Source organism: Kosakonia pseudosacchari (assembly GCF_900184035.1).
GTDB classification, from domain to species: domain Bacteria; phylum Pseudomonadota; class Gammaproteobacteria; order Enterobacterales; family Enterobacteriaceae; genus Kosakonia; species Kosakonia pseudosacchari.
On sequence record NZ_FXWP01000013.1, the window covers coordinates 522,464 to 542,120 of the forward strand.

The following is a 19,657-nucleotide window of genomic DNA, read 5'->3' on the forward strand; positions in this document are numbered from 1 at the left end:
GAGAGACAATAATAATGGTAGATAGCAAGAAGCGCCCTGGCAAAGATCTCGACCGCATCGATCGTAATATTCTGAACGAATTGCAAAAAGATGGGCGTATTTCCAACGTCGAGCTTTCTAAACGAGTGGGGCTTTCCCCAACGCCATGCCTTGAGCGTGTGCGCAGGCTGGAAAGACAAGGGTTTATTCAGGGCTATACGGCGCTGCTGAACCCGCATTATCTGGATGCATCACTTCTGGTATTTGTTGAGATTACTCTGAATCGTGGCGCGCCGGATGTGTTTGAACAATTCAATGCCGCCGTGCAAAAACTTGAAGAGATTCAAGAGTGTCATCTGGTTTCAGGCGATTTCGACTACCTGTTGAAGACGCGTGTGCCGGATATGTCGGCCTACCGCAAACTGTTAGGGGAAACCCTGTTGCGTCTGCCGGGCGTTAACGACACCCGCACATATGTGGTAATGGAAGAAGTCAAACAGAGCAATCGTCTGGTAATTAAGACGCGCTAATACGGAACAGGTGCAAAATCGCTGTTTTTTGATTACACTCCTGTTAATCCATACAGCAACAGTGCCGGGGAGACCCGGCGCTGTTGTCCGTTTTAGCATCAAGGACCTGGAGAGCCTGTCTTGAGCCAGGAATACACCGAAGACAAAGAAGTCACACTGACCAAGTTAAGCAGCGGACGTCGACTCCTGGAGGCGTTGCTGATCCTCGTTTCACTTTCTGCCGTCTGGTTAATGGCAGCGCTTCTTAGCTTTAACCCGTCCGATCCGAGTTGGTCGCAAACGGCCTGGCATGAGCCTATCCATAATCTTGGCGGCGTGCCTGGCGCGTGGCTTGCCGATACGCTGTTTTTCATTTTTGGCATCATGGCTTATACCATCCCGGTGATTATTATCGGCGGCTGCTGGTTTGCTTATCGCCATCGGGCCAGTGAAGACTATATCGACTATTTTGCCGTATCGCTGCGCATGATTGGCGCGCTGGCGCTGATCCTCACTTCTTGTGGCCTGGCGGCGATTAATGCGGATGATATCTGGTATTTCGCCTCCGGCGGTGTTATTGGCAGCTTGCTAAGTACCACGCTACAACCTTTGCTGCGTAGCAGTGGCGGTACACTGGCGCTGCTCTGTATCTGGGCCGCCGGTTTGACGCTGTTCACCGGGTGGTCATGGGTGACCATTGCCGAGAAAATTGGCAGTGTGATCCTCAATATTCTCACTTTTGCCAGTAATCGTACCCGCCGGGATGACACCTGGGTTGATGACGACGAATATGAAGATGATGACGAGGATGCAGGCGACATGGATGCTCCGCGAGAATCTCGTCGTGCGCGTATCCTGCGTGGTGCCCTGGCAAGGCGTAAACGTGTTGCTGAAAAATTCGCTAACCCTATGGGGCGTAAAACCGATGAGGCGTTGTTCTCCGGTAAGCGCATGGATGACGATGAAGACGATATTGCTTATAGCGCTCGTGGTGTCCCTGCGGACGCTGACGATGTGTTGTTCTCCGGACATCGTGCAACTGAATCTGAACAAGAATACGATCCTCTGCTCAACGGTCGCAGCATAACGGCACCAGTGGCCACCGCTGCAGCCGCGACGACTGTCGCTGCGCAGGCTTATGCCGCGCCGGTTGACCCGGTTGTGCAGGCACCGCAGGATAGTGAATGGCCCTATGCTCAGCCGCCTGTTCAACAGACCGCTGCGTATCAGCCAACGCCAGAAGAGCAGAACTCTCTCGCATCTTACCAGCCTGTATCAAACCAATCGGTTTCACACGAAGCTGAATATCCGGCTGCACAATACGCTGAGCCACAGTGGCAACAGCCTGTCGCGCAGGATAGTTGGATGCCAGAAGCTCCGGTGACAGCACAGCCGCAAGAAAATGAGGTTTATTCGCAGCCGGTACATGATCCGCTGCCATGGCAGAGTGAGCCGCAGCCGCAAATCTCCCCGGCGCCTGAACTCGTTGTCGAGCCTGAGCCTGTGGTTGAAGAAGTGAAACAGACTCGTCCTCCTCTTTATTACTTTGAGGAAGTAGAGGAGAAACGCGCGCGTGAGCGTGAGCAACTGGCGGCGTGGTATCAGCCGATTCCTGAGCCTGAAAATATCGAGCCGGTTTCAAAACCGGCTGCGCCGACAATGCCGTCGATACCGCCTGTTGAAGCAACCGTTGCGCCAGTTGCCGCCGGGGTGCAGCAGGTCACCAGTAGTGTCGCCGCAGCAACAGCCGCAGGTCCGGTTTTCAGCCTTGCAGCGGGTGGTACGCCGCGTCCGCAGGTGAAAGAGGGAATTGGCCCGCAACTGCCACGTCCGAACCGGGTGCGTGTACCGACGCGCCGTGAACTGGCTTCTTATGGCATCAAGCTGCCGTCTCAACGGATGGCCGAAGAACGCGCGCGCGAAGAAGATGAAACGCGCCATCATAATGATCAATTCTCAGAAGACGCCGCTGATATGCAGCAGCAGGATGAACTGGCACGCCAGTTTGCCGCTACGCAGCATGATCGCTATGGTGATGGATTCCAGCATGAAACGCCGCAATTCCAGTCGCAGCATGCTGTACCGAGTGAAGAAGACGCAGGAGAGGCGGAGCTTGCACGTCAGTTTGCGGCGTCGCAGCAGCAGCGGTATGCAGGTGAACAGCCTGCCGCGGCGCAAGCATTTATGCCGGAGGACTTTGCGTTCTCACCAATGAAGACGCTGGTAGATGATGGTCCAGGCGAACCGCTGTTCACACCTGGCGTGATGCCGGAGCAGGAACCGTCTGCTGTGCAGCACCACCAACAACCGCTGCAGCATTATCAGCAGCCCGCTCACCAATCATATGCACAGCTGCAGCACTATCAGCAGCCCGCTCATCAGCCTGTTGCACAGCCACAACACTATCAACAGCCGACGCATCAACCAGCTGCACAGCCGCAGCAATATCCGCAGTCGGCGCATCAACCTACTGCACAGCCGCAACAGTATCAGCAGCCGGTGCATCAACCAGCTGCACAACCGCAGCACTATCAGCAATCGGTGCATCAACCAGCTGCACAACCGCAGCACTATCAGCAACCGGTGCATCAACCAGCTGCACAGTCGCAGCAGTATCAGCAGCCGGTTCAGCAACCTGCTGCACAACCGCAAGAGAGTCTGATTCACCCGTTGCTAATGCGTAATGGCGACAGCCGCCCGATGCAAAAACCGACGACACCGCTGCCGTCGCTGGATTTGTTGACGCAGCCGCCAGCGGAAGTTGAACCGGTAGATACGTTCGCGCTGGAACAGATGGCGCGTCTGGTGGAAGCGCGGTTGGCGGATTTTCGCATCAAAGCTGATGTGGTCAATTATTCTCCTGGCCCGGTTATCACCCGTTTTGAGTTAAATCTCGCCCCTGGTGTGAAAGCTGCGCGTATTTCGAACCTTTCCCGCGATCTGGCGCGTTCGTTGTCGACCGTTGCTGTGCGTGTGGTGGAAGTTATTCCGGGTAAACCGTACGTTGGTCTGGAACTGCCGAACAAGAAACGACAAACCGTTTACTTGCGTGAAGTGTTGGATTGCGTGAAATTCCGCGAAAACCCGTCGCCGCTGACAGTCGTGCTGGGTAAAGATATCGCAGGTGACCCGGTTATAGCCGACCTGGCGAAGATGCCACACCTGTTGGTTGCGGGTACGACCGGTTCCGGTAAATCGGTAGGCGTGAATGCCATGATCCTCAGCATGTTGTATAAAGCGACGCCGGAAGAGGTGCGCTTTATTATGATCGACCCGAAAATGCTTGAGTTGTCAGTGTATGAAGGGATCCCGCATCTGCTTACCGAAGTCGTCACCGACATGAAAGACGCTGCCAACGCCTTGCGCTGGAGCGTCAATGAAATGGAACGTCGCTACAAGCTGATGTCGGCGCTCGGAGTACGTAACCTGGCGGGCTACAACGAGAAGATCGCTGAAGCAGCGCGGATGGGCCGCCCGATCCCGGATCCTTACTGGAAGCCGGGTGACAGCATGGATGTCGAACATCCGGTGCTGGAAAAACTGCCGTATATCGTGGTGCTGGTGGATGAATTCGCCGATTTGATGATGACCGTCGGTAAGAAAGTAGAGGAGCTGATTGCGCGTCTTGCGCAAAAAGCGCGCGCTGCGGGCATTCACTTGGTGCTGGCGACTCAGCGTCCATCAGTGGATGTCATTACAGGCCTGATTAAAGCCAACATCCCGACACGTATCGCGTTTACCGTTTCGAGCAAAATTGACTCACGTACCATCCTCGATCAGGGCGGTGCTGAATCGCTGCTGGGGATGGGGGATATGCTCTATTCCGGCCCGAACTCGACTTCTGCACCGGTACGTGTACATGGTGCATTCGTTCGTGACCAGGAAGTGCATGCTGTTGTGCAGGACTGGAAGGCGCGCGGGCGTCCGCAGTATGTCGATGGCATTACGTCGGATAGCGAAAACGAAGGCGGTGCAGGTGGCGGTTTTGATGGGGGCGAAGAGCTGGATCCGTTATTCGATCAGGCTGTTAATTTCGTGACCGAAAAACGCAAAGCCTCTATCTCCGGCGTACAGCGCCAGTTCCGTATCGGCTATAACCGCGCTGCGCGCATCATTGAGCAGATGGAAGCCCAGGGGATCGTCAGCGAACAAGGGCATAACGGAAACCGTGAAGTGCTGGCACCGCCGCCGTTTGACTGATTGCAAAAATATGTAACGCAATAGAAATTCAGTCTTTTCTTCTGTTGCTGCCGGTACATGGTGCTTAGAGTGACAGAAGTATTCTCCCATGTCGGGAGTGACGTATTTAAGGAACAGCAATGAAAAAAGTCGCTTTGGTTTGTGCATTAATGGGTAGTCTGTTGGTCAGCAATGTCTGGGCGGATGCTTCCAGCGACCTGAAAAGCCGTCTCGATAAAGTCAGCAGCTTTCACGCTACCTTCACTCAAAAAGTGACCGATGGCAGCGGTGCTGCGGTGCAGGAAGGTCAGGGCGATCTATGGGTGAAACGCCCGAACCTGTTCAACTGGCACATGACCCAACCGGATGAAAGTGTTCTGGTGTCAGATGGTAAAACGCTGTGGTTCTATAACCCATTTGTTGAACAGGCAACTGCAACCTGGCTGAAAGACGCCACGGGTAACACACCGTTTATGCTGATTGCCCGTAATCAGGCAAGCGACTGGCAGCAGTACAATATTGAGCAAAAGGGTGACGATTTCGTTCTGACGCCGAAAGGCAACAACGGCAACCTGAAACAGTTCACCATCAACGTGGGGCGTGATGGCACAATCCATCAATTTAGCGCCATTGAGCAGGACGATCAGCGCAGCAGCTATCAGCTTAAATCGCAGCAAAACGGCACTGTTGATGCATCTAAATTTACCTTTACCCCGCCGAAGGGCGTAACGGTTGACGATCAGCGCAAGTAAGAGGCGTGCATGAGTAACATGTCGCTCGACTTTTCCGATAATGCGTTTCAACCTCTGGCCGCGCGTATGCGGCCAGAAAATTTAGCGCAGTACATTGGTCAGCAACATCTGTTTGCACCGGGTAAGCCGCTCCCGCGTGCGATTGAAGCCGGGCATTTGCACTCCATGATTCTGTGGGGGCCGCCGGGAACGGGCAAAACCACGCTCGCAGAAGTGATAGCGCGTTATGCCAGTGCAGATGTAGAACGTATCTCTGCGGTGACCTCCGGGGTGAAAGAGATCCGTGAAGCCATTGAGCGCGCGCGCCAAAACCGTAACGCCGGACGTCGTACCATTCTGTTTGTCGATGAAGTTCACCGCTTTAATAAAAGTCAGCAGGACGCTTTTCTGCCGCATATTGAAGATGGCACCATCACGTTTATTGGCGCGACGACGGAAAACCCCTCTTTTGAACTCAATTCTGCGTTGCTGTCTCGCGCGCGTGTTTATTTGCTTAAATCGCTGACCACCGAGGATATCGAGCAGGTCTTAACGCAGGCGATGGAAGACAAAGCACGTGGTTACGGCGGGCAGGATATTGTTCTGCCGGATGAAACCCGGCGGGCGATTGCCGAGCTGGTTGGCGGTGATGCGCGTCGGGCGCTTAACACGCTTGAGATGATGGCAGATATGGCGGAACTCGACAGTTCCGGCAAGCGTGTATTAAAGCCAGAACTGCTCACGGAAATTGCCGGTGAACGCAGCGCCCGTTTCGACAATAAAGGCGATCGTTTTTACGATTTGATCTCCGCGTTGCATAAATCGGTCCGCGGCAGTGCGCCGGATGCGGCGCTTTATTGGTATGCGCGAATTATTACGGCCGGTGGTGATCCTTTATATGTCGCGCGCCGCTGCCTGGCGATTGCCTCTGAAGATGTCGGTAACGCCGATCCGCGTGCGATGCAGGTCGCGATTGCCGCCTGGGATTGTTTTACGCGCGTTGGTCCTGCAGAAGGCGAACGTGCCATCGCGCAGGCGATTGTCTACCTTGCCTGCGCACCGAAAAGCAATGCCGTTTATACCGCGTTCAAAGCGGCGCTGGCGGATGCACGCGATCGCCCCGATTATGACGTGCCGGTTCATCTGCGTAATGCACCCACCAAACTGATGAAAGAGATGGGCTACGGGCAGGAGTATCGTTACGCTCATGACGAACCCAATGCCTATGCCGCTGGTGAAGAGTATTTCCCGCAAGAACTGGCACAGACACGCTATTATCACCCCTCGACAAGAGGCCTTGAAGGTAAGATTGGCGAAAAGCTCGCCTGGCTTACCGAACAGGATCATAAAAGCCCTATAAAACGCTATCGCTAGTGCGGGCGTTGCGGTAAGGTTACGACTTACACCATCGACCGCAGGCTGCGGTCGTATTCTTTTATTTCAATTCGATAAGCACAGGAAAAGCATGCTCGATCCCAATCTGCTGCGTACCGAGCCAGACGCAGTCGCTGAAAAACTGGCACGCCGGGGCTTTAAGCTGGATGTAGATAAATTACGCGCGCTTGAAGAGCGTCGTAAAGTCTTGCAAGTTAATACGGAAAACTTGCAGGCGGAACGCAACTCGCGATCGAAATCCATTGGCCAGGCGAAAGCACGCGGGGAAGATATCGAGCCTTTACGCCTGGAAGTGAACAAGCTGGGTGAAGAGCTGGACGCGGCTAAAGCGGAGCTGGAAACTCTGTTGGCGGAGATCCGCGACATCGCGCTGACAATCCCTAACCTGCCAGACGATTGTGTTCCAGTCGGCCGTGACGAAAATGACAACGTTGAGGTCAGCCGTTGGGGTACGCCGCGCAAATTTGATTTCGACATTCGCGATCACGTGACGCTGGGTGAAATGCACAGCGGGCTGGATTTCGCCGCAGCGGTGAAACTTACCGGCTCTCGCTTTGTAGTGATGAAAGGGCAGATTGCGCGCATGCATCGTGCGCTGGCGCAGTTCATGCTGGATTTACACACCGAACAGCATGGCTACGCAGAGAACTATGTTCCGTATCTGGTCAACCAGGATACGCTGTACGGCACCGGGCAGTTACCGAAATTCGCGGGTGATCTGTTCCACACTCGTCCGCTGGAAGAAGAAGCAGACAGTAGCAATTACGCGTTGATCCCGACAGCGGAAGTTCCGCTGACAAACCTGGTGCGTGATGAGATCATTGATGAAGATGATCTGCCGATCAAAATGACTGCGCACACGCCATGTTTCCGCTCAGAAGCGGGATCTTATGGGCGTGATACGCGCGGTCTGATCCGTATGCACCAGTTCGATAAAGTTGAAATGGTGCAGATCGTTCGCCCGGAAGATTCCATGGCGGCGCTGGAAGAGATGACGGGTCACGCGGAGAAAGTGTTGCAGCTGCTGGGGCTTCCCTATCGTAAAGTGCTGCTGTGCTCGGGTGATATGGGCTTCGGCGCTTGCAAAACCTACGATCTGGAAGTGTGGGTACCGGCGCAGGACACTTACCGCGAAATCTCTTCCTGCTCTAACGTCTGGGATTTCCAGGCTCGTCGTATGCAGGCGCGCTGCCGTAGCAAGTCCGACAAGAAAACCCGCCTGGTACATACATTGAATGGTTCCGGTCTGGCAGTTGGCCGTACGCTGGTGGCGGTAATGGAAAACTATCAGCAGGCTGATGGTCGAATTGAAGTGCCGGAAGTACTGCGTCCGTACATGAACGGCCTTGAGTTTATCGGCTAATCATCTGCCTGTAGTGAATGTTCATTCTGAAAGCGCCTGCGGGCGCTTTTTTATTGCTTACTAAAAAACAACGCCCCGTGCGCGGGGGGAGCACCAGGTTCGGGGTTAACGTTCAGAGAACTGGCTGAAGTTTCTGTTTCAGGTTTTGGCACGTCCTTGCTGGATAAGATCCATGCAGCCTGCTGTGCAGGGAAATAATTTTTACTGCACATTTTCCCGTACCAGTTTCAGCCTTTTTTATGTCGGCATTCATCATGAATTTTTTCGACCGATAATTCTGCCTGTTAGCAAAAGTATTCTTTTATTTTCAATAGTGTGAATCATGTCATTCTCTTTTAAGCCCAATGCTGGATAAGTTTTACGAATCGTCGTGGTGCAAAACACGTCAGCGTCCAAAATCCGTGGATTGACAATGTCCTTACCGGTGGCATGATGCGCACGCAAACTGAACTTCCTCACGGTTTTTATCCATGTCCATCTATACCCGGCCAGTGCTGCTATTGCTCTGTGGCTTAATGCTGTTGACGCTGGCGATCGCGACGCTAAATACGCTCGTACCGCTCTGGCTCGCCCACGAAAATTTACCGACCTGGCAGGTTGGGATGGTGGGTTCTTCCTATTTCACTGGCAATTTGCTGGGTACGTTACTGACCGGCCGTTTAATTCGCCGTCTGGGTTTTAACCGCAGCTATTATCTTGCTTCGCTGATTTTTGCCGCAGGCTGTGTTGGCCTGGGGCTAATGATTGGTTTCTGGAGCTGGATGGTTTGGCGCTTTGTCGCTGGTGTGGGCTGCGCGATGATTTGGGTGGTCGTGGAAAGTGCTCTGATGTGCAGCGGCACATCGCGCAATCGTGGGCGCCTGTTAGCAGCTTATATGATGGTTTACTACGTCGGCACAGTGCTTGGCCAGGTGATGGTCAGTAAGTTGCCGACAGATCTGATGAGCGTACTGCCGTGGACGACTGCGCTGGTGTTAACGGCGATCCTGCCGCTGCTGTTTACTCGCATTGTCAACCAGCAGAGTGAAGAGCAGGCTCCGACCTCGGTATGGCCGATGCTGCGCCTGCGCCATGCTCGCCTGGGCGTGAATGGCTGTATCATCTCCGGGATCATTCTTGGTTCGCTGTACGGCTTGATGCCGCTTTATCTTTCGCACCAGGGGATCAGCGATTCGGGGATTGGTTTCTGGATGGCGCTGATGGTTAGCGCCGGTATTGTAGGGCAGTGGCCGATTGGTCGGCTGGCAGATCGTTTTGGTCGCCTGCTGGTGCTGCGTGTGCAGGTGTTTGTCGTGATCGTGGGATGTTTTGCGATGTTGAGCAATGCCGCTATGGCTCCCGCGCTTTTTGTGCTCGGGACCGCAGGCTTTACCCTGTACCCGGTGGCGATGGCATGGGCCTGTGAGAAAGTGGAACATCACCAGCTGGTGGCAATGAACCAGGCGCTGTTGCTGAGTTACACCATTGGCAGCCTGCTTGGTCCGACGCTGACCGCAATGCTGATGCAAAGCTACTCAGATAGCTTGCTGTTTATCATGATTGCGGGTGTGTCGTTTATCTATCTGGTGATGCTGATGCGCAAAGCAGGACATCACCCAACGCCGGTGGCGCACGCCTGAAATACGCCGCTTGATAAATAAAAAAGCCACAACTGAGTGTTGTGGCTTTTTTGTCTCAGGATGGCTTAGTACATTACTTTATGACCGTACTGCTCCAGGATGCCTTTAACGCGCTCCATGGTCTCTTTCTTCGGCGGGTGAATGCCATCCAGCTTATACTCTTCGCCCATCGCCACCCATTTATGCTTGCCCAGCTCGTGATAGGGCAGGAGTTCGATTTTCTCGACGTTGCCCATGTCGCGGGTAAATTCACCAAGGCGATGGGCAGAATCGTCATCGTCAGACCAGCCGGGTACCACGACGTAACGGATCCAGACGTTGATATTTTTCTTCGATAAATACTGGGCGAATTCAAGGGTCCGGTGATTGGATACGCCGACCAGATTCTGGTGGATCTCATCGTTCATTTGCTTGAGATCGAGCATCACCAAATCGGTAACTTCCAGCAATTCATCAATCACCGGATCGTAACGGCGCACAAAGCCGTTAGTATCGAGGCAGGTGTGGATGCCCTCTTTTTTACAGGCACGAAACCAGTCGCGAACGAATTCTGCCTGCAAGATTGCTTCTCCACCGGATGCCGTGACGCCCCCGCCGGAGGCGTTCATAAAGTGCCGATAAGTAACGACGTCTTTCATTAGTTCTTCAACGGTGATCTCTTTGCCACCGTGTGTATCCCAGGTATCGCGGTTGTGGCAATACAGGCAGCGCATCAGGCAGCCCTGGAAGAAGGTGATAAAACGGATGCCCGGGCCGTCGACCGTGCCGCAGGATTCAAAGGAGTGGATGCGACCAATAACTGACATTGCGGTGTTTTCTCCAGATGTGGCCCATCCGGGGCCTGTGTCTGCGCAGTTTAATTCCTTCTGCGCTAAGTCTGTTTTGGCAGACATCCAGCAAGTATAGATGGCTGACGAAGCACACTTCATGTGTTAAAAAGGCCCCACGGTCGTGGAGCCTTTATTATACGCTTTTTACTGCGTAGTTTCAGTCAATACCATTACATGGTCTGAGTGAAAGTACGAGTAATTACGTCCTGCTGCTGTTCTTTAGTCAGGGAGTTAAAGCGTACGGCATAACCAGAAACACGAATGGTCAGCTGCGGATATTTTTCCGGGTTTTCCATCGCGTCGAGCAGCATTTCGCGGTTCATGACGTTCACGTTCAGATGCTGACCACCTTCGATGGACGCTTCGTGATGGAAGTAACCATCCATCAGACCAGCCAGGTTGGTTTTACGGACTTCATCGTCTTTACCCAGCGCGTTCGGCACGATAGAGAAGGTGTAAGAGATACCATCTTTAGCGTAAGCAAACGGCAGTTTAGCAACGGAAGTCAGAGAGGCAACAGCACCTTTCTGGTCACGGCCGTGCATCGGGTTAGCACCCGGTCCGAACGGCGCACCAGCGCGACGGCCATCCGGGGTGTTACCCGTTTTCTTACCGTACACAACGTTAGAAGTGATGGTCAGAACAGACTGAGTCGGGATAGCGTTGCGGTAAGTTGTCAGTTTCTGAATTTTCTTCATGAAACGTTCAACCAGGTCAACCGCCATATCATCAACGCGAGCGTCGTTGTTACCAAACTGCGGATATTCGCCTTCGATTTCGAAGTCGATAGCCAGACCGTCTTCGTCACGAATCGGTTTAACTTTCGCGTATTTGATAGCAGACAGGGAGTCAGCCGCTACGGACAGACCAGCGATACCGCAAGCCATGGTACGGATAACGTCACGATCGTGCAGCGCCATCAGTGAAGCTTCGTAGCTGTATTTGTCGTGCATGTAGTGGATGATGTTCAGCGCGGTGACGTACTGTTTAGCCAGCCAATCCATAAAGTGATCCATACGATCCATCACTTCGTCGAATTTCAGCACGTCGCCTTTGATCGGTTCAGATTTCGGACCAACCTGCATTTTCAGTTTTTCATCAACGCCGCCGTTGATGGCGTACAGCATGGTTTTCGCCAGGTTAGCACGCGCACCGAAGAACTGCATTTGTTTACCCACAACCATCGGGCTTACACAGCAAGCAATTGCGTAGTCATCGTTGTTGAAGTCCGGACGCATCAGATCATCGTTCTCATACTGCAGAGAAGAGGTATCGATGGAGACTTTCGCAGCGAATTTTTTGAAGTTCAGCGGCAATTTTTCAGACCACAGAACAGTGATGTTCGGTTCCGGAGACGGGCCCATGGTGTACAGGGTGTTCAGGAAACGGAAGCTGTTTTTGGAAACCAGCGTACGGCCATCAACGCCCATACCACCGATAGATTCAGTTGCCCAAATCGGGTCGCCAGAGAACAGTTCATCATATTCAGGAGTACGCAGGAAGCGAACCATACGCAGTTTCATGACCAGGTGGTCAATCATTTCCTGAGCGTCTTGCTCAGTGATTTTGCCTGCTTTCAGGTCACGTTCGATGTACACGTCCAGGAAGGTGGATACGCGGCCGAAGGACATTGCAGCGCCGTTTTGAGACTTAACAGCGGCCAGGTAACCGAAGTAGGTCCACTGGATTGCTTCCTGAGCGTTGGTAGCCGGACCAGAGATATCGCAACCGTATTTCGCTGCCATCTCTTTGATCTGACCCAGTGCGCGATGCTGTTCAGCAATTTCTTCACGCAGACGGATAGTCGCTTCCAGGTTTACGCCATTTTCCAGATCAGACTGCAGAGACTGGAACTGAGCGTATTTGTCTTTCATCAGGAAGTCGATGCCGTACAGCGCAACGCGACGGTAGTCACCAATGATACGACCGCGGCCGTAAGCATCCGGCAGACCGGTCAGAACACCGGATTTACGGCAGTTCAGAATATCTTTGGTGTAAACATCGAATACACCCTGGTTATGGGTTTTACGGTATTCGGTGAAGATTTTTTTAAGTTGCGGATCCAGTTCGCGGTTGTACGCTTTGCAGGAACCTTCAACCATTTTGATACCGCCGAACGGAATGATTGCGCGTTTCAGCGGAGCTTCAGTCTGCAGACCAACGATTTTCTCTAATGACTTGTTGATGTAACCCGCGTCGTGAGAAGTGATGGTTGATGCAACGGAGGTGTCAAAATCAACTGGCGCATGAGTGCGGTTTTCCAGTTTAACGCCTTCCATGACTTTGTCCCACAGTTTGGTGGTCGCTTCAGTAGCGCCAGCCAGGAAGGACTCATCGCCTTCGTACGGGGTGTAGTTTTTCTGGATAAAGTCACGTACGTTGACTTCTTTCTGCCAGTCACCTTTCGCAAAACCTTCCCAGGCTGTGGCTAATTTTTCATTAAGCTCGGACATGTAACACCTACCTTCTTAAGTGGATTTTTTATTTACTGCCTGAAACAACCATTAATGATGATCGTTGCCACGCAGGTAAATGACCCAGTATGTCAACCCGACTAATAATCCTCCACCGATGATATTCCCGATTGTTACAGGGATCAGGTTATCAGTGATGAAATTCATAATGGTCAGGTGAGAGAAATTTTCCGGGCTGGAGCCAACGGCGGTCCAGAACTCCGGGCTTGCAAAGTTTCGAATTACAATACCCATCGGGATCATAAACATATTCGCAATACTGTGTTCAAAACCGCTGGCAACAAACATCGCCACCGGCAGAACCATAATCATGGCCTTATCCATCAGGCTGCGGCCGGAATAACTCATCCACACGGCCATACACACCATCAGGTTAGCCAGAATGCCCAGCGCTACAGCTTCAACAAAGGTGTGGTGTACTTTATGATCTGCGGTTTGTAGCACGTTTAAGCCCCAACCGCCGTTGGCGACCATATACTCGCCAGACAACCACATTAACAACACAAACAGCAGCGCACCCACCAGGTTGCCGATATAGACGTTAATCCAGTTGCGGGCCAGCTGCCCCCAGGTAATACGCCCACTGGCTTTCGCCACGACAATCAGTACGGTTGAAGTAAAGAGATCGGCACCGCAAATGATGCAAAGGATCAGCCCCAGGGAGAAGCAGACACCACCGATCAGTTTAGCAATACCGTACGGCATTGCGCCGGTACCTGTGGTGGCGGTGATGTAGAACACGAAAGCAATGGAGATAAACACACCTGCGGTAATCGCAAGATAGAAAGTCTTAAGCGGATGTTTAGTCGCTTTATAGACACCAGCTTCTTCGGCAACTTTGGCCATCTCGGCTGGAAGAATAAGATCAAAAGGGTTGTCAGCTTTCACACTAACTCTCTCTTTATTAAGTCGGCGACGAGATACTAACAAAGCATTATAGAAGAGAATTTGATATGGATCATATCTCGCCTGGCTTATAGGACCGCAAAGCGTATGGTTTTTCTACGGTTGCGGAGTAACTTGTTGATTATCAAAATAAAAATAAAGTTTAAGAATTACAAAATGAGTTGAATTTTTTTATGCGGTCTCCCAAACAACAGTTAATTAAAATGGAGTAATCACCATAATAAGTAACAATATTAGTTTTAATGGATAATTATATTTACCCATATTTAACTTTAATATTACATATGGTTGTCATCGCCAAATAATAAATAAAAAGGGGCAATGAAATTGCCCCGTAATATAGCGTAGACCGTTCATTAAGCCTACATATTGTCGTACTACTTGTCGTTATTTCGACCAGAACGCACGTTTAGCGCGTTGTAATTTTTCGTAAGCCGCTAACAAAGACTGGTGTGCAGGGAAGGCTTTCAGCGAACCGTCTGCAGGCTGGAGATCGTAGAACGGCGCTTCACCGCTTAACGCGGCGCTGGCAACTTCAACCGCTTGTGCACCATACATACGAACGAATGCATTCAGGTATTGCAGCGGCTCGCGATCCTCTTCCTGTGCCAGTAACAATAATGTCTGCAGGCAGCGGTAGTAGTTGGCCCGTTCGGCGCTAAAGATCGAGGCGTTGAATTCCATCGTCCATTCAGTCCAGGCCAATGCCTGATCCAAATCGCCGCCTGCCAGCGCCAGCATCGCTTTTAGTTCACCAATGCGCAGCGTGTACCAGCCATTGTCTTTACCGGTCGCCAGACCCAACAGTTCGCGAACGCGGGTAAAGTCATCATGACCTTCGTCATCAAGCTGTGCGATAAGGTTGAGGTACTCCTCTTTTTCCCATTCACTGCCTGGTAAAGAGAGGATGGTTTCGCGCAAATGGCTGCCCATGGTGTTGTTCGCCAGCCACAGATCTTCCGCCGGATAAATATCGGACATGCCAGGCACCAGAATACGGCAGGCGTAAACGCCCAGATGTTCATAATCGGCAATGTAGACTTCTTTATCTTCCGCCTTAAAGATAGCCATAAGTGTGGCGAACTCTTCTTCCGTCGTGCCAGCGAAGCTCCAGTCAACAAACGGATAATCCGCATCCTGCTTGAAGAGATCCCATGAGATCAAACCGCTGGAGTCGATAAAGTGCGTTTCGAGGTTGGCATGCTCGGCCACTTCTTCATCATCAAAGGTTGGCGGTGTGAACACGTCCAGATCTTTCAACCCGCGGCCTTGCAGCAGCTCGGTAACGGTACGCTCAAGTGCCACGCCGAAATCAGGGTGCGCACCAAAAGAGGCAAAACAGGTGCCGTTAGCCGGGTTGAACAGGACAACGCAGATAACCGGATATTTACCGCCCAGCGAACCGTCGTAAGCAAAAATCGGGAAACCTTCCGCTTCCAGTTTGGCAATCGCTTCGACAACGCCCGGATAGCGCGCCAGCACATCCTGCGGGATTTCCGGCAGGCTGATGCTCTCGGCAATAATGCGATTTTTAATATGGCGTTCGAATACTTCGGACAGCCCCTGCACGCGGGCTTCATTGCGCGTATTCCCGGCGGACATGCCGTTAGAAACGTATAAGTTACCGACGATATTCATCGGGATATAAACCGTCTGCTCATCAGACTGGCGGGTAAACGGCAGGGCGCAGATACCGCGCTCATCGTTGCCGGACTGCAGATCAACGAGCATCCCGGCAGCCAGTTCGTTCTGCGGGTCGTAGTAAGCGCGCAGACGCGCATCCAGAATGCCTTCCGGCAGGGAGTCATCTTCTGGCAGCGGGAACCATTTCTCATTCGGGTAATGAACGAATGGGCCCTGTGCGATTTCATCACCCAGCCAGAAATCAGCGAAGAAGTAGTTGGTGGACAGACGCTCGAAATACTCGCCCAGCGCAGAGGCCAGCGCAGCTTTTTGGGTCGCACCTTTACCGTTGGTGAAGCACAGCGCGCACTCTTTATCGCGAATATGTACAGACCAGACGTTTGGCACCGGGTTCAGCCATGAGGCCTCTTCGATGTTAAAGCCGAGATCGGTGAGCTTTTGCTGGAAGCGGGCGATGGAATCTTCCAGTGCGGCGTCTTTGCCGGGAATAAATGTTTGAGTCATGGCGGTCACTTTTTTCGTACGTAAAGCGCGCAATGATACGGGTTTTGCGTGACTGACGCTATCTTCCACGTCTGACCGACGAAAATAAAACTTCTGGCTATGATTAAGAAAAGTAACGAACTGTTCAGGCATAAAAAATGAAAGCGTTTGATCTGCAGCGTATGGCGCTCGACAAGGTCCCTCTTGAGTTTCTCGGGGAAGTCGCACTGCGTAGTCTCTATACCTTTGTTTTGGTCTTTTTATTTCTCAAAATCACCGGGCGACGTGGCGTACGCCAGATGTCCCTGTTTGAGGTGTTGATAATCCTGACACTGGGATCGGCTGCCGGGGATGTCGCTTTCTACGACGATGTGCCAATGCTGCCAGTGCTGGTGGTGTTTATCACTTTAGCGGTGCTCTATCGGTTTGTGATGTGGCTGATGTCGCACAGCGAAAAGCTGGAGGATTTGCTGGAAGGCAAACCGGTTGTCATCGTCGAGAACGGCGAACTGGCATGGGAAAAAGTGCATGCGGAGAACATGACGGAATTCGAGTTCTTTATGGAGCTGCGTTTAAGTGGCGTGGAACAACTCGGACAGATTCGCCTGGCAATAATGGAAACCAACGGTCAAATTAGCGTTTACTACTTCCCGGACGATGAGGTGAAACCCGGGTTATGTATTTTGCCTGAAGGATGCAGTGAGCGTTTCACAGAGGTTCCCGAAGCGGGGGACTATGTTTGTGTCCGCTGCAGTAAAATTGTCGCCATGCAAAAAGGGGAAAAGCAATCTTGCCCGCGTTGTGCAAATCCGGAATGGTCGAAGGCAAGCCGGGCCGTTCGCGTGACATAACAGCGTTTTTATCGGGTCTGCGCTGAGCAAACAAAACTTTCTGCTATGTGAGTTAGCGCACATCTTGCCGCTGGCGCCCATTACCCGTTGCGGCGCGTAGCGCTGAATGATAAAACCGATGTCACAGGAATAACTTATTGCTTTATAGCGTGGTGAGGGGAAATGACTCAGGTCTTTAATTTTAGTTCTGGCCCGGCAGTATTACCGGCGGATGTGCTCAAACAAGCGCAACAAGAGCTGTGCGACTGGCAAGGTCTTGGAACGTCGGTGATGGAAATTAGCCATCGTGGTAAAGAGTTTATCCACGTGGCGGAAGAAGCAGAAAAGGATTTTCGCGACCTGCTGAATATTCCCTCTAACTATAAGGTTCTGTTCTGTCACGGCGGCGGACGCGGCCAGTTTGCGGGCGTTCCGCTGAACTTATTGGGCGATAAAACCACCGCTGATTACGTTGATGCGGGCTACTGGGCGGCGAGCGCGGTTAAAGAAGCGAAAAAATACTGCTCACCGAACGTTATTGACGCCAAAATCACTGTTGATGGTTTGCGTGCGGTGAAACCGATGCGTGACTGGCAATTGAGCGATAATGCGGCCTATCTGCATTACTGTCCGAATGAAACGATTGACGGTATTGCGATCGATGAAACGCCGGACTTCGGTGATGTGATCGTCGCCGCTGACTTCTCCTCAACAATTCTCTCTCGTCAGATTGACGTAAGCCGCTTCGGTGTGATCTATGCAGGTGCGCAAAAAAATATCGGCCCGGCAGGTTTGACGCTGGTAATTGTGCGCGAAGATCTGCTGGGTAAAGCGCATCAGGCTTGCCCGTCGATCCTTGATTACACCGTGCTGAATGAAAACGACTCAATGTTTAACACGCCGCCAACCTTTGCCTGGTATCTCTCCGGGCTGGTGTTTAAGTGGCTGAAAAAACAGGGCGGTGTGGCGGCAATGGATAAAATTAACCAGCAAAAAGCCGAGTTGCTCTACGGGGTGATCGACAACAGCGATTTCTATCGCAACGACGTCGCGAAAGCGAACCGTTCACGCATGAATGTGCCGTTCCAGTTAGCGGACAGCGCGCTTGATAAAGTCTTCCTTGAGGAGTCGTTCGCTGCGGGTCTGCATGCGCTGAAAGGCCACCGTGTTGTCGGCGGGATGCGCGCCTCTATCTATAATGCGATGCCGCTGGCGGGCGTACAGGCGCTCACTGACTTTATGGTCGATTTCGAACGCCGCCACGGTTAATTACACTGTTTTGACGTACCCCCGTAGTTTTACTGCGGGGGTTTTCTTCTGTTTGTTGAGAGTGAAGTTTCATGGAATCCCTGACGTTACAACCCATCGCGCGAGTAGATGGCACCATCAATCTGCCTGGTTCAAAAAGTGTCTCCAACCGCGCCTTGTTGCTGGCTGCATTCGCTCGTGGCACGACTGTTCTGACTAACCTGCTGGACAGTGATGATGTGCGCCACATGCTCAATGCCCTCAGCGCGCTGGGGGTTCATTACACGTTGTCTGCCGATCGTACCCGTTGTGAAGTGACAGGGGGGGACGGTCCGCTGCATTCAGCCGAAAAACTGGAGCTGTTTCTGGGTAATGCAGGAACCGCCATGCGTCCGTTGGCTGCTGCGCTGTGCCTTGGCGAAAACGATATTGTGCTGACTGGCGAGCCGCGTATGAAAGAGCGTCCGATTGGCCATCTGGTCGATGCGCTTCGTCAGGGCGGGGCAAAGATTGACTACCTCGAACAGGAAAATTATCCGCCGCTGCATCTGCGCGGTGGCTTTACTGGCGGTGAAGTCAGCGTCGACGGCAGCGTTTCCAGCCAGTTTTTAACCGCATTGCTAATGGCCGCCCCGTTGGCACCCAACGACACGGTTATCACCATCAAAGGTGACCTGGTATCCAAACCGTATATTGATATCACGCTGCATCTGATGAAGACCTTCGGTGTTGAGGTTGAAAACCAGCAATATCAACGCTTTGTTGTGCGTGGTGCGCAGCAATACCAGTCACCGGGCCATTATCTGGTCGAAGGCGATGCGTCTTCAGCTTCTTATTTCCTCGCGGCCGGCGCCATCAAAGGCGGTACGGTGAAAGTCACAGGTATCGGCCGTAACAGCGTGCAGGGCGATATTCGTTTTGCCGATGTGCTGGAAAAAATGGGCGCAACCGTTGTCTGGGGCGATGATTATATTGCCTGCACGCGTGGCGAGTTGAACGCCATCGATATGGATATGAACCACATTCCCGATGCGGCAATGACTATCGCGACGACAGCGCTGTTTGCCAAAGGCACGACCACTCTGCGCAACATTTATAACTGGCGCGTGAAAGAGACCGATCGTTTGTTCGCGATGGCGACAGAGCTGCGTAAAGTCGGGGCCGAAGTGGAAGAGGGCGAAGACTATATTCGCGTGACACCGCCTGCCAAACTGCAGCTTGCGGAAATAGGGACTTATAACGATCACCGTATGGCGATGTGTTTCTCGCTGGTAGCGCTGTCTGATACGCCGGTCACCATTCTTGATCCGAAATGTACAGCGAAGACCTTCCCGGATTATTTCGAGCAATTAGCCCGTATTAGTACGCTGGCATAACTCATCTTCTTGCGGGCTGGTGTAAATCAGCCCGCTTCCCGCGCAATTATTCTACACTCAGCTGCATCCTCTTCGGTTATTCGCACGCAAC

The 19,657-nt window shown here is 52.4% G+C and carries 13 protein-coding genes; 9 read left to right on the forward strand and 4 right to left on the reverse strand.

The genetic code is table 11. The features are described 5' to 3' along the window. Positions 1 to 14: 14 nt before the first annotated feature. The 6 genes from lrp to BN2591_RS12550 all read left to right on the forward strand — a co-directional run bounded on the left by lrp (position 15) and on the right by BN2591_RS12550 (position 9,775). On the forward strand, positions 15 to 509 hold the full coding sequence (lrp, locus tag BN2591_RS12525; RefSeq protein ID WP_000228469.1) for a leucine-responsive transcriptional regulator Lrp: 495 nt from the start codon (positions 15 to 17) through the stop codon (positions 507 to 509). A 120-nt stretch (positions 510 to 629) separates the two neighbouring features. Then, positions 630 to 4,688 (forward strand): DNA translocase FtsK, encoded by a 4,059-nt coding sequence (gene ftsK, locus BN2591_RS12530; protein WP_086871897.1) that lies wholly within the window; start codon positions 630 to 632, stop codon positions 4,686 to 4,688. 119 nt (positions 4,689 to 4,807) lie between these two features. After that, a complete protein-coding gene (gene lolA / locus BN2591_RS12535) occupies positions 4,808 to 5,419 on the forward strand; it encodes an outer membrane lipoprotein periplasmic chaperone LolA (protein ID WP_045506659.1) in 612 nt (203 codons plus the stop codon). Between the two features lie 9 nt (positions 5,420 to 5,428). Beyond that, positions 5,429 to 6,772, forward strand: a complete 1,344-nt coding sequence (gene rarA, locus BN2591_RS12540; protein ID WP_086871898.1) for a replication-associated recombination protein RarA — start codon at positions 5,429 to 5,431, stop codon at positions 6,770 to 6,772. A 91-nt stretch (positions 6,773 to 6,863) separates the two neighbouring features. Continuing rightward, positions 6,864 to 8,156, forward strand: coding sequence for a serine--tRNA ligase (gene serS, locus BN2591_RS12545; protein ID WP_017456177.1), 1,293 nt, complete (start codon positions 6,864 to 6,866; stop codon positions 8,154 to 8,156). A 470-nt stretch (positions 8,157 to 8,626) separates the two neighbouring features. Continuing rightward, complete coding sequence (locus BN2591_RS12550) at positions 8,627 to 9,775, forward strand: MFS transporter (RefSeq protein WP_020457229.1); 1,149 nt, start codon at positions 8,627 to 8,629, stop codon at positions 9,773 to 9,775. A gap of 65 nt (positions 9,776 to 9,840) precedes the next feature. Here the strand turns inward: BN2591_RS12550 and pflA are convergent, their stop codons facing one another. The 4 genes from pflA to ycaO form a co-directional block, all read right to left on the reverse strand. Then, complete coding sequence (gene pflA / locus BN2591_RS12555) at positions 9,841 to 10,581, reverse strand: pyruvate formate lyase 1-activating protein (protein WP_020457230.1); 741 nt, start codon at positions 10,579 to 10,581, stop codon at positions 9,841 to 9,843. A 194-nt stretch (positions 10,582 to 10,775) separates the two neighbouring features. Next, the gene (pflB, locus tag BN2591_RS12560) at positions 10,776 to 13,058 is read right to left on the reverse strand and encodes a formate C-acetyltransferase (RefSeq protein ID WP_086871900.1); all 2,283 of its coding nucleotides are present in this window, start codon (positions 13,056 to 13,058) and stop codon (positions 10,776 to 10,778) included. 51 nt (positions 13,059 to 13,109) lie between these two features. Then, positions 13,110 to 13,967, reverse strand: a complete 858-nt coding sequence (gene focA / locus BN2591_RS12565) for a formate transporter FocA (protein WP_141399339.1) — start codon at positions 13,965 to 13,967, stop codon at positions 13,110 to 13,112. 405 nt (positions 13,968 to 14,372) lie between these two features. After that, on the reverse strand, positions 14,373 to 16,133 hold the full coding sequence (gene ycaO, locus BN2591_RS12570) for a 30S ribosomal protein S12 methylthiotransferase accessory factor YcaO (protein WP_086872146.1): 1,761 nt from the start codon (positions 16,131 to 16,133) through the stop codon (positions 14,373 to 14,375). 137 nt (positions 16,134 to 16,270) lie between these two features. On the opposite strand from ycaO, the gene BN2591_RS12575 reads away from it, so the two are divergent. From BN2591_RS12575 to aroA, 3 genes are all read left to right on the forward strand, one after another. Continuing rightward, complete coding sequence (locus tag BN2591_RS12575; protein ID WP_086871903.1) at positions 16,271 to 16,963, forward strand: DUF421 domain-containing protein; 693 nt, start codon at positions 16,271 to 16,273, stop codon at positions 16,961 to 16,963. Between the two features lie 162 nt (positions 16,964 to 17,125). Further along, positions 17,126 to 18,211 (forward strand): 3-phosphoserine/phosphohydroxythreonine transaminase, encoded by a 1,086-nt coding sequence (gene serC / locus BN2591_RS12580; RefSeq protein WP_086871905.1) that lies wholly within the window; start codon positions 17,126 to 17,128, stop codon positions 18,209 to 18,211. Positions 18,212 to 18,282: 71 nt separating this feature from the next. Then, on the forward strand, positions 18,283 to 19,566 hold the full coding sequence (aroA, locus tag BN2591_RS12585; RefSeq protein ID WP_086871906.1) for a 3-phosphoshikimate 1-carboxyvinyltransferase: 1,284 nt from the start codon (positions 18,283 to 18,285) through the stop codon (positions 19,564 to 19,566). The last annotated feature ends 91 nt before the right edge of the window (positions 19,567 to 19,657 follow it).